The sequence below is a fragment of the Nonomuraea indica genome (assembly GCF_002850745.1).
Classification (GTDB): domain Bacteria; phylum Actinomycetota; class Actinomycetes; order Streptosporangiales; family Streptosporangiaceae; genus Nonomuraea; species Nonomuraea indica.
This window is the reverse complement of sequence record NZ_KZ559486.1, coordinates 73904-82846: the sequence shown is the minus strand read 5'-3', so window position 1 is coordinate 82846 and position 8943 is coordinate 73904. Positions and strand designations below refer to the sequence as shown.

General features: G+C 73.2%; 7 protein-coding genes. 3 read left to right on the top strand and 4 right to left on the bottom strand.

The features are described from left to right. The first annotated feature begins 287 nt into the window (after positions 1–287). Entirely contained in the window at positions 288–1412 is a 1125-nt protein-coding gene (locus CXR44_RS34100) for an AI-2E family transporter (protein ID WP_245899759.1), read from the top strand. Positions 1413–1455: 43 nt separating this feature from the next. Here the strand turns inward: CXR44_RS34100 and CXR44_RS34095 are convergent, their stop codons facing one another. Beyond that, a complete protein-coding gene (locus tag CXR44_RS34095) occupies positions 1456–2145 on the bottom strand; it encodes a helix-turn-helix transcriptional regulator (RefSeq protein ID WP_101790272.1) in 690 nt (229 codons plus the stop codon). A 51-nt stretch (positions 2146–2196) separates the two neighbouring features. Further along, the gene (locus CXR44_RS34090; protein WP_101790271.1) at positions 2197–3048 is read right to left on the bottom strand and encodes a hypothetical protein; all 852 of its coding nucleotides are present in this window, start codon (positions 3046–3048) and stop codon (positions 2197–2199) included. 369 nt (positions 3049–3417) lie between these two features. On the opposite strand from CXR44_RS34090, the gene erm reads away from it, so the two are divergent. Beyond that, positions 3418–4143, top strand: a complete 726-nt coding sequence (erm, locus tag CXR44_RS34085) for an ErmE/ErmH/ErmO/ErmR family 23S rRNA (adenine(2058)-N(6))-methyltransferase (RefSeq protein ID WP_397026209.1) — start codon at positions 3418–3420, stop codon at positions 4141–4143. Here erm and CXR44_RS34080 read toward each other — a convergent pair. Then, a complete protein-coding gene (locus tag CXR44_RS34080) occupies positions 4132–5523 on the bottom strand; it encodes a hypothetical protein (RefSeq protein WP_101790269.1) in 1392 nt (463 codons plus the stop codon). The two genes, erm and CXR44_RS34080, sit on opposite strands and share 12 nt — an antisense overlap. 128 nt (positions 5524–5651) lie before the next feature. Here CXR44_RS34080 and CXR44_RS34075 point away from each other — a divergent pair, with 128 nt between their 5' ends. Continuing rightward, positions 5652–7238 carry a molybdopterin-dependent oxidoreductase gene (locus CXR44_RS34075; RefSeq protein ID WP_101790268.1) on the top strand — a complete coding sequence of 529 codons (1587 nt, stop codon included), beginning with the start codon at positions 5652–5654 and terminating at the stop codon, positions 7236–7238. Positions 7239–7241: 3 nt separating this feature from the next. Here the strand turns inward: CXR44_RS34075 and CXR44_RS34070 are convergent, their stop codons facing one another. After that, the gene (locus tag CXR44_RS34070; RefSeq protein WP_101790267.1) at positions 7242–8909 is read right to left on the bottom strand and encodes a carbohydrate binding domain-containing protein; all 1668 of its coding nucleotides are present in this window, start codon (positions 8907–8909) and stop codon (positions 7242–7244) included. Between the last annotated feature and the right edge of the window lie 34 nt (positions 8910–8943).

Genomic DNA, 8943 nt, shown 5'->3' with positions numbered 1-8943 from the left:
CCGTGTCAAATTGACTCGAACCGGATCGACTTCCAAGAATCGAACTCCGCCCCGTCTCCAGGGCAACCCTCTTAACCTACCCAGACTTTCGACTGATGTCAAAGCCGCTCGTACGCGGGCGTGAACCCGTGCATGGGATGGATCATGAGGGGCCCCCGAGTGAGTCCGGCGCTGGTCGCCGTCCTCGTGGGACTGGAGAACTCTATGCAGCACTCCCGGAACCGTCAAATCAACCGGATTCCCCGCCGGCGTCGGTGTTCCGCGCGGTGTCCGGGTAGGAACAGGACGTGCGCGATCGACCCGTACCCCGAGCGCTCATCGTCCTGCTGGGGATCGCCGGCGCGGTGATCGCCCTGTTCGGAATGCGTGAGGTGGCATCCATCCTGGGCCCCGTCTTCCTGGCGCTGGTGCTGGTCATCGCGGTGGCGCCCGTGCGCGGCTGGCTGGCCGGCCGGGGCGCCCCCGCCTGGACGCAGGTGGCGGTGCCGTTCCTCATCGTCGTGCTGGTGCTGCTCGGCATGGTGGCGGTGGTGACGTTCTCGGCCACGCAGCTCGCCTATCTCCTGCCCACGTACGCCGAGCAGTTCCAGCGGCTGCTGGCCGACGCCCGGACCTACGCCGGGGGGTTCGGGATCGGCAACCAGAAGATCGACCAGGCGATCCAGGCGATCGACGTCGGGCGGCTCGTGGGCGTCGCGCAGACCCTCCTGTCGAGCCTGGTCGGCGTGCTGTCCAGCCTCTTCCTCATCGTGGTGCTGCTGCTGGCGATGTGCCTGGACGCCCCGGTGACCTCGCGGATCCTGGCCGGCCGGCACGAGAGCCAGGCGGGTCTGGTGACGGCGCTGACCACGTTCGCCCACAAGACCCGCCGCTACCTGGTCGTCTCGACGGTCTTCGGGCTGATCTGCTCGGCGCTCGACGTGGCGGCGCTGTCCGTCCTCGGCGTGCCGCTCCCGCTGCTGTGGGGCGTGCTGGCGCTGATCACCAACTACATCCCGAACGTCGGCTTCGTGCTCGGGCTCATCCCTCCGGCGCTGCTCGCCCTCCTCGACGGCGGGGTCAGGCAGATGCTGCTGGTCATCGGCGCGTACTGCGTCATCAACGTCGTGGTGCAGTCGTTCATCCTGCCGAAGTTCCTCGGTGACGCGGTGGGGCTCTCGACCACGATGACATTCCTGTCGCTGCTGGTCTGGACCTTCGTCCTGGGGCCGCTGGGCGCGATCCTGGCGATCCCGCTGAGCCTTCTCGCACGGGCGGTGCTGGTGGACAGCGATCCGAGCGCGACGTGGGCGGCGGCGCTGATCTCCGGCGCGCAGGCCCCGCCCGCGCCCACGAGCGAGCCCGCCGAGCCGCCCCCGACGAAGACGCCCGAACCGGCCGACGGCAGGCCGCCGGCCGAGCCGCGCCACTGAGCCCCGCCATCCGCTGAGCCGCCTCGTTGAGCCGGGGCGGCCGTCAGCCGGCGAGGCTCCGGAGCGACACGCCGCTCAGCCGCTTGACGTCGTGCGACAGATGGGCCTGGTCGGCGTAGCCGGTCATGGCCGCCACCTGGGCGAACGGCACGCCGGTGCGCGCCAGCCGCAGAGCCCGCTGGAAGCGGACGATGCGCTGCAGCGTCTTGGGCGGATAGCCGAAGCCGGCCACGCTCCTGCGGTGCAGCTGACGCTCGCTGTAGCCGAGGTCCCCGGCCGCCTCCCGCACCGTGCGGCCCCGCCGCAACGCCGTCACGAGAGCCGTGGCCGCCGGGTCGACCGGCGACGTCGCGCGCAGCCGCCGGGCGACGGCCGAGCGCAGGGCCGCCGCCCGATCACCGGGCCGGCCGGGCTCGACCTCGGCAAGCTCCCGCATGACGTCGAGACTCGCCACCGGGACGCGCTGGTCGCGCAGCCACGCGAGGGGCACGCCGAACACCTCGCCCACCGCGCCCGGCCTGAACCTGATGCCGGTGAACGTGTCGCCGGGTCGCATGGCGGTCAACACGGGGCCTGTGTCGGGACCGGCGACGAACGGGCCCTCGGGACCCCAGATGAGATCGACGCAGCCGTCGGGGACCACGAGCTTGGTCTCACCGGCCTCGCTGACACTCGACCACTCGCAGGCGATGCGGCCGGCGAGCGCGGGCGCGGGACGCCGTTCCTCGTACATGCCCCCACGCTAGGCGACGCCACCGACACAACCGTGGGCGGCGGGAACGGCTCAGAGGCGGCCGTAGGCGCGCAGCGTCCGCAGGCGCTGCACGGTGAGGTAGCCGCCCCACTCGTGCTCCACCAGCGGTGTCCACATCGGCCAGTTGGGCGCCCAGCCTCCCTCCGGGTTCTGCGCCGCCGGTAGCGCGTCGAGGTGGACGCCGAGGGTCTCGGCGTCGAACCAGGGCAGCCGCGACGGCTCCGGGGCGAAGTCCAGCGGGAAGTGCGCGTCGCCGGAGGCCGCGGGGTCGAAGGCGACGGTCGCCAGGACGGCGTCGCGGAGCCGGGCGAACTCCGCCTCGGCCCGCGCCCGGTCGGGCACGTGTTCGAGGAAGGCGACGACGGCCCGGGCGTGGTAGGGCGTCGTCTCCTCCACGAGGGCGATCCGCGACCAGCAGAAGTCGGTCGCGGGGGCCAGCCACGCGTGCTCGACGCCGTGCTTGTGCAGCAGCGCCGCGAGGCCGGCGGTCGGGACGAGGTCGCCCGGCGGGTCGTCGGAGCCGGGCTCCCACCAGACCGCGTGCGCGGTGCCGCGGACGCTGGGCAGCACGAACGGCACTCCGCCGTCCTTCGCCGTCACGGAGAGCAGGTAGTCGCAGGCGGCCGGCACCATCGGGTCGTCGAAGGCGTCGAGCGAGTCGAGGATGTGGAAGGCCACCTCGACCGGCTCCGGCTGGCTGCCCGCGCCGCGCAGGTCGGGTTCGAGGGCGTTGCCGAAGCCGCCGTCGGTGTTCTGGTAGCAGCGCAGCGCGTCCAGCGCCCGCTCCGGCTGCCCGCCGGCGAACAGCGCGGCGAAGGTCAGCCGGTCGATCAGGCGGCCGTGCAGTTCGAGGTACGCCGCCGCCCGGGTGAGTACGTCCATGCGGCCGACGCTATCGAGCCGGGACGACGTGCTTCTTGGAGAAATCGGACGCGTTCCGGAGGACGGGGCCCGCGTAAATCGCGTTGCCGGACGGCATCGGCTCTGCCTAGCCTGGCGGGCATGCCAGGTATCTGCTTCATGCGTCTGCGTCACAGCCGGGCTCTGGCCCGCTAGCGGACGCGTTCCTCTCTCTTCTCCACGCGGCCGCGGGCGCGCCCAGGGCCCTCCGAGACCTGTTGATCTCGAGGACCCGAGAGGGCTGCAGCTGTGGCGCAGAACTTCGCGCACGGAAACCATTCACACACTCAGAAGAAGACCGTCAGGAACGGCGGCGGCGGCCGCACGCCCGCGGACCGGGCGAGGCGCACGCTGTCGCAGAACTTCCTGGTCGACAGGCACGCCCTGGAGCTGGTGGTCAAGGCCGCCGCGCCCGAAGGGCTCGTGCTGGAGCCCGGCTCCGGCGAGGGCGTGCTGACCTGGGCCCTGGCGGAGGCCGGGGCGAGGGTCGTCGGCTACGAGATAGATCCGCGGCTGGCCGGTCGGCTCGCCGCGCGGACCCGCGACGACCCCCGGATCGAGGTGGTCAGGGGCGACTTCGTCGCCGCCCGGCCGCCACGCGAGCCGTTCGCGGTGGTCGGCAACATCCCCTACTCGGCGACGTCGAGGATCGTGGACTGGTGCCTCGACGCGCCGGCTCTCACGTCCGCGACGCTCCTCACGCAGCTCGAGTACGCCCGTAAGCGGTCGGGCGACTACGGGCGGTGGAGCCTGGTGACGGTGCGGTCGTGGCCGTGGTTCCGCTGGGAGCTGGGCGAGCGGATCGGCCGGCACAGCTTCCGGCCGGTGCCGTCGGTCGACTCGGCGATCCTGCGGATCGAGCGGCGGCCGCAGCCGCTGGTGCGGGCCGGGCGCGGCTACCGGGAACTGGTCGAGCTCGGGTTCGGCGGGGTGGGCGGCACGCTGCGCGCCTCGCTGCGCAGGAGGTACGACGGGGTGGACGCGGCACTCGCCGCCGCGGGGATCCCCCGCGACGCCGTGGTGGCGTTCGTCCACCCCGACCAGTGGGCGGTGCTGTGGGAGCGGCTATGCCGCTGACCTGACGCGCGGCCTGCCTGCCACGTCGGCGGGCAGGCCGTCCAGCGGGCCCGTCGCGACGCGGCGGGCCCACGGCATCGCGAGGGCGAGGATCGGCAGCAGCACGATCGACGCCCGCGACCAGTACGAGTGCAGCTCCCACCAGGTGTTGACGTCGAACTGGGTCATGTAGAGGTAGCCGTAGGCCGCCCAGAACGACACCCCGATGATCGCCGGCCAGGCGAAGCGGGTGGGCCGGGCGATGAGGAACGGCATGAACCACAGCAGGTACTGGGCGCCGAGCCGGGGCGTGACGACCATGAAGGCGAGCAGGATGGCCGTCGTCATGTCGATCGGGTCGGCCCGCCGCCACGTCCAGATGCAGCCGAGCACGCAGGCGTAGATCAGGTAGGTGCCGAGCTGGGCCGCCCAGGGGATCAGCGCCCAGTCGCCCTCGGTGAGGTGCGGGGTCCAGCCCCACTCGCCGACGATCGGCCGGATGTCGCGGATGGTGTCGATGACCTCGGGGATCTGGCTGAACGAGGTGCCCGCGAAGACGGGCAGCGTCACCAGGAAGAACAGCGGCACGGCGCCGGTGGCGAACAGTGCGGCGACGCGGGCCCGCAGGTTGGGCAGGAGCAGCAGCATGCCGGGGATGAGCCAGATGGGCCAGCTCTTGGCGCTGAGCGCGAGGCCCATGAGGAGGCCGGCCAGGGCGGCGCGCCTGAGGTGGGCGCGGTCGTCGGGGCCGGGGCGCAGCGCGCGGGCGAGCATGCCGCCGGGTCCGGCGACGCGGCGGATCGAGGAGCGCCAGCCGTGCGCGGCCATGCCCTGCCGTACGCGGGCGACGACGTCGGTCGTCATGCCGGCGCGGTAGGGCGAGCCGGGGCCGCGCGCGACGACGAACGCCGCCACGCCGAAGACCAGGGCGACGGGTTCGACCTGGCCGTGGATGCAGGCGACGAGCAGGGCGAGCGGGCTGAGGGCGTACTGCAGGGCGCGCAGCGTCGCCCTGGGGCCGCCGGCCAGCCTGGCGACCAGCGGGATCAGCGCGATGTCGGCGACCACGGTGACGAGGCGGCCGGCGTACTCCCACGGCAGGCCGGTCCACAGCAGGATCCCGTACACGTACGGGATCATCGGCAGGAAGTGCCAGCCGCCCTCGCTGGCCAGCACCGGGTCCTCGCCGTTGAGGATGGCCACGCCCGCCGGTTTGAAGCTCTCGACGTAGTCGACGGGTTGCCAGGCGTCGTCCGCCGCGGTGAACAGCAGCAGGACGCGGACGGCGACGCCCACGAGCACGGCGAGGAGGAGGGACGGGCGCCAGTCGCGCCACTGGGCGACGAGGGCGAGGACGATTCCGGCGACGAGGACGATCCCCGTGAGGACTGCGTATTCCATGGCGGCCTCTAGCCTGCCGTACTCCCCTGTGTCCTGCCACTCGACCTGACGTACCGCGTACGATTCTTATCCCCGACATGGCGGGTCGTACCGCGATAGACCATGACTGTCTGTGCTGAACTCTTGTCATGGGGGGATCGCAGGTCAACCAGGCACTGGTCAGACTCTACTTCGAGGTGATGGACGGGCTTCGTGACCCGGTGGCCGCCTGGGCGAAACTCACAGGGAATTCTGAGGTGTACCGCCGGGCGCGCGGCGGGCGGCGGGTGCCGCTCGACGACGGCACGGCCGCGGAGCTGACCGCCGCGGCCATCGTGCACACGGTCGCCGAGCACGGGGCGGGGCGGGTGGCGGCGTTGTCCACCTCGTCACTGGCCGGGCTGGTGGGTGGGCTGGGCGGCGCGGTGCTGACGGAGCAGCCGAGCGCGCCGGAGCAGATGCTGGGCCGGGGCTTCCGGGGGCCGCGCGGCGACGACTGGGCCACGGCCGCGCACGTGATGCTGTGGGGCGAGAACAACCGGCTGGCCCGCTCCCCCGACACGCCGTGGGTGATCGCCGGGCGGTACAAGGGGCAGAAGGTGGTGGCCATCGGGCCGCATCCGACGCGGCTGTCCGACGAGACGCTGGTGGTCCGGCCGGGCACCGACGGGGCGCTGGCGATGGCGATGGGTCACGTGCTGCTCAGGGAGTTCTACCTCGACCGGCCGGCGTTCGCGGCGCACGCGATGGCGCACACGGACCTGCCGTTCCTCGTGGGGCTGCGCGAGCGCGGCGGCGCGTTCGTGGCGGGCGGGGGGCTGGGCGAGCCGGCCGACGGGCTGAGCGTGTACGGCGGCGAGGCGGTGGAGGTGCTGCTGCCGCGCTTCGACGACGGGCCGGGGGTGCTGCGGCGCGGGGTGCCGGTGGTGCGGGACGGCGAGCGGCTGGCGACCACGGTGTTCGACCTGCTGCTCGCGGTGTACGGGGTGCCCCGCGAAGGGTTGCCCGGCTCGTGGCCGGAGGGCTACGACGACCGGTCCGAGCCGTACACGCCGGCCTGGCAGGAGGCGCTCACGGGGGTTCCGGCCGCGCGCACGGTGAAGATCGCGCGGGAGCTGGGGACGACGGCCGGGCGGACCGGCGGGCGGTGCGTGATCGTGCCGGGCCGGTTGGAGACCTCGCACGCCGACACGGCATACCGGGCCATGCTGGCGCTGCTCGTGCTGGCCGGCTGCCGTGACGGCTGGGTGCGGCAGGGGCCGGACAACGGGGTGCCGCTGGTGCCGTACCTGTGCCTGCACGCCTGCGGGGAGGACGGGACGAACGTCGGCAAGTGGTGCTGGCCGCTCGCGGACGGGACGCTGAGCGGCCGTTCGGCGCGGTCGGTGCTGCTGGAGGCGGTCGGCGAGGGGTTGCCGATGGCGCCGTCGCCGAGGGTGCTGGCGATCCCGCGGCCGATCTACCCGCTGCCGCCGGACGTGGAGCTGCTGATCGGCCCGGACGACCGCTGCGATCTGGCCCCGCCGGACGCGCAGCTGGTGGCGGACGCGGTGGCCAAGCTGGCGGTGGAGCGGGGCACGCCCGTCCCGGCCGAGGCCGAGCCGCCGGCCGGGGGGCGGATGCGGTTGCTGCTGGACCATCCGTGGATGCACGAGTACGGGGAGGCGCTGCCGACGTACCGGCCGCCGGGGCCGGGCCTGCCGGTGAAGCCGACCCAGCTCATCCTGACGACGTGAGCCTCAACCGGTGAATCCCTTGAAGATGCCGGTGAACTCGTAGGGCGACTGGGCGACGCCGCTGCACGTCGGGGAGAGCGTGCCGCCGGGGCAGCCGCCGTTGTCGCGGCCGGTGGACCAGAAGCCGACGAAGCCGATGTGCTGGGCGTTGGCCCAGTCGCGCAGCTTGCGGGCGTGGGCCTGGGTGGTGGTCATGCCGGTGTCGTTGCGGCCGATCATCGGGGTGACGCCGAGCATCCGCCTGAGCTGGGCGTCGGACCTGCCGGGCCAGACGGTCCGCATCTGGTCCAGGGTCGCCTCGGCTGCCGCGATCATGGCGTCGCCCCAGTCGCCGGTGTGGCCGAAGTTCATGAGCATCGGGTTGACGACGACGTCGAGGCCGCGCGCGGCGGCGTCCTGGAGGATCTGCAGGGAGAACGGGTCCACGCCGTAGTCCTGGCCCTGCACGCGCAGCGTGTAGCTGACGACGGTGCCGCGTTCGGCCTGGAGCTGTTTGAGCGCGGTGTTGACCTTGGCGATGTCGATGGAGGCCTCGACGTCCACGTCGAGGTGGTTGGTGCCGACGGTGTCGAGCACCTTCTTGTACGCGGCCAGCAGCGCGGCGCTGCCGCCGCAGGTGTGCTCCAGGTACGGGCCCATGGCGCCGCCGCTGGCGACCACGACCTGGCCGCCCTGGGCCTGGAGCGCCTTGACGTCGCCGATGATGCGGGGGTCGGCGAGCGGGATGGTGCCGCCCCACGCGGGGTTGCAGCCGGTGCTGTCGCCGAGGACGAAGGCGAGGGTGTAGTTCTTGACGCCGGTGGCCGCCGCCGCGCCGGTCAGGGAGGGGGTGGGCATGGTGATGTCGATGTACGGGGCGTACCTGATCTCGCCGGTGGGCGGGGTGGTGTCGCCGGTGGTGCGGCCCTGGACCGCGGCGCTGTAGGCGGAGCAGTTGCCGGCGGCGTCGCAGGCGCGCACGCGGAAGGCGTAGGCGGTGTCGGGGGTGAGGCCGGTGGCGGTGTGCGTGGTGCCGGTGACGGCGACCGGGGCGGCGCCGTCGCGGGAGACCTCGTAGCGGGTGACTCCGGTGTCGTCGGTGGCGGCGGCCCAGGTGACGGTGAGGCTCGTGCCGGTGGGGCCGCCGACCGACACGTCGGCGGGGACGGTCGGGGGCCGGGTGTCGGGGGCTCCGCCGGGGCCGTCCAGCGCGATGTCGTCGGCCAGGTAGGCGGGCTGGCCGTACCAGCCGTTCACGTGCACGGTGACCTGCCGGGTGCCGGCGGGGGTGGTGAAGGAGGTGGTGAGCCGGGTCCATTCGGCGCCGGGGGTGGCCCAGGTGCTCGCGTTCACGCCGGCGCCGGTGGCGCCGAGGAAGACATGGCCGCCGCGCGCCCAGGCGGAGAGCTGGTAGGTGGTGCCGGGCTGGACGCTCACGGTCTGCGCGCAGCGGGCGAGGTCGTCGCCCGCCGGGGTGGCCTGGAGGGCGCGGGCTCCGCCGTGCGCGGGCGAGGTCACGGTCGTGGCCTGGCCGGTGCAGGTCCAGCCGTCGAGTCCGGTCTCGAAGCCGGGGTTGGCGAGGATGTTCGCGGCGGTGTTCCCGGCGGTGTCACCGGCGGAGGCGGGGGCGGTGTGCAGGGCGGTGAGGCCCAGGGCGATCGCGGCAGCCGCCGCGAGTCCGCGTGGCTTCATGGGGGGTGGTCCTTTCGCGGCGGGGGGGGGGCGG

Bases quoted from the DNA above. Each gene is read 5' to 3' on its own strand.
- CXR44_RS34080 (WP_101790269.1), bottom strand. From the start codon at position 5,523: ATGGAATACGCAGTCCTCACGGGGATCGTCCTCGTCGCCGGAATCGTC.
- CXR44_RS34095 (WP_101790272.1), bottom strand. From the start codon at position 2,145: ATGTACGAGGAACGGCGTCCCGCGCCCGCGCTCGCCGGCCGCATCGCC.
- CXR44_RS34075 (WP_101790268.1), top strand. From the start codon at position 5,652: ATGGGGGGATCGCAGGTCAACCAGGCACTGGTCAGACTCTACTTCGAG.
- CXR44_RS34070 (WP_101790267.1), bottom strand. From the start codon at position 8,909: ATGAAGCCACGCGGACTCGCGGCGGCTGCCGCGATCGCCCTGGGCCTC.
- CXR44_RS34090 (WP_101790271.1), bottom strand. From the start codon at position 3,048: ATGGACGTACTCACCCGGGCGGCGGCGTACCTCGAACTGCACGGCCGC.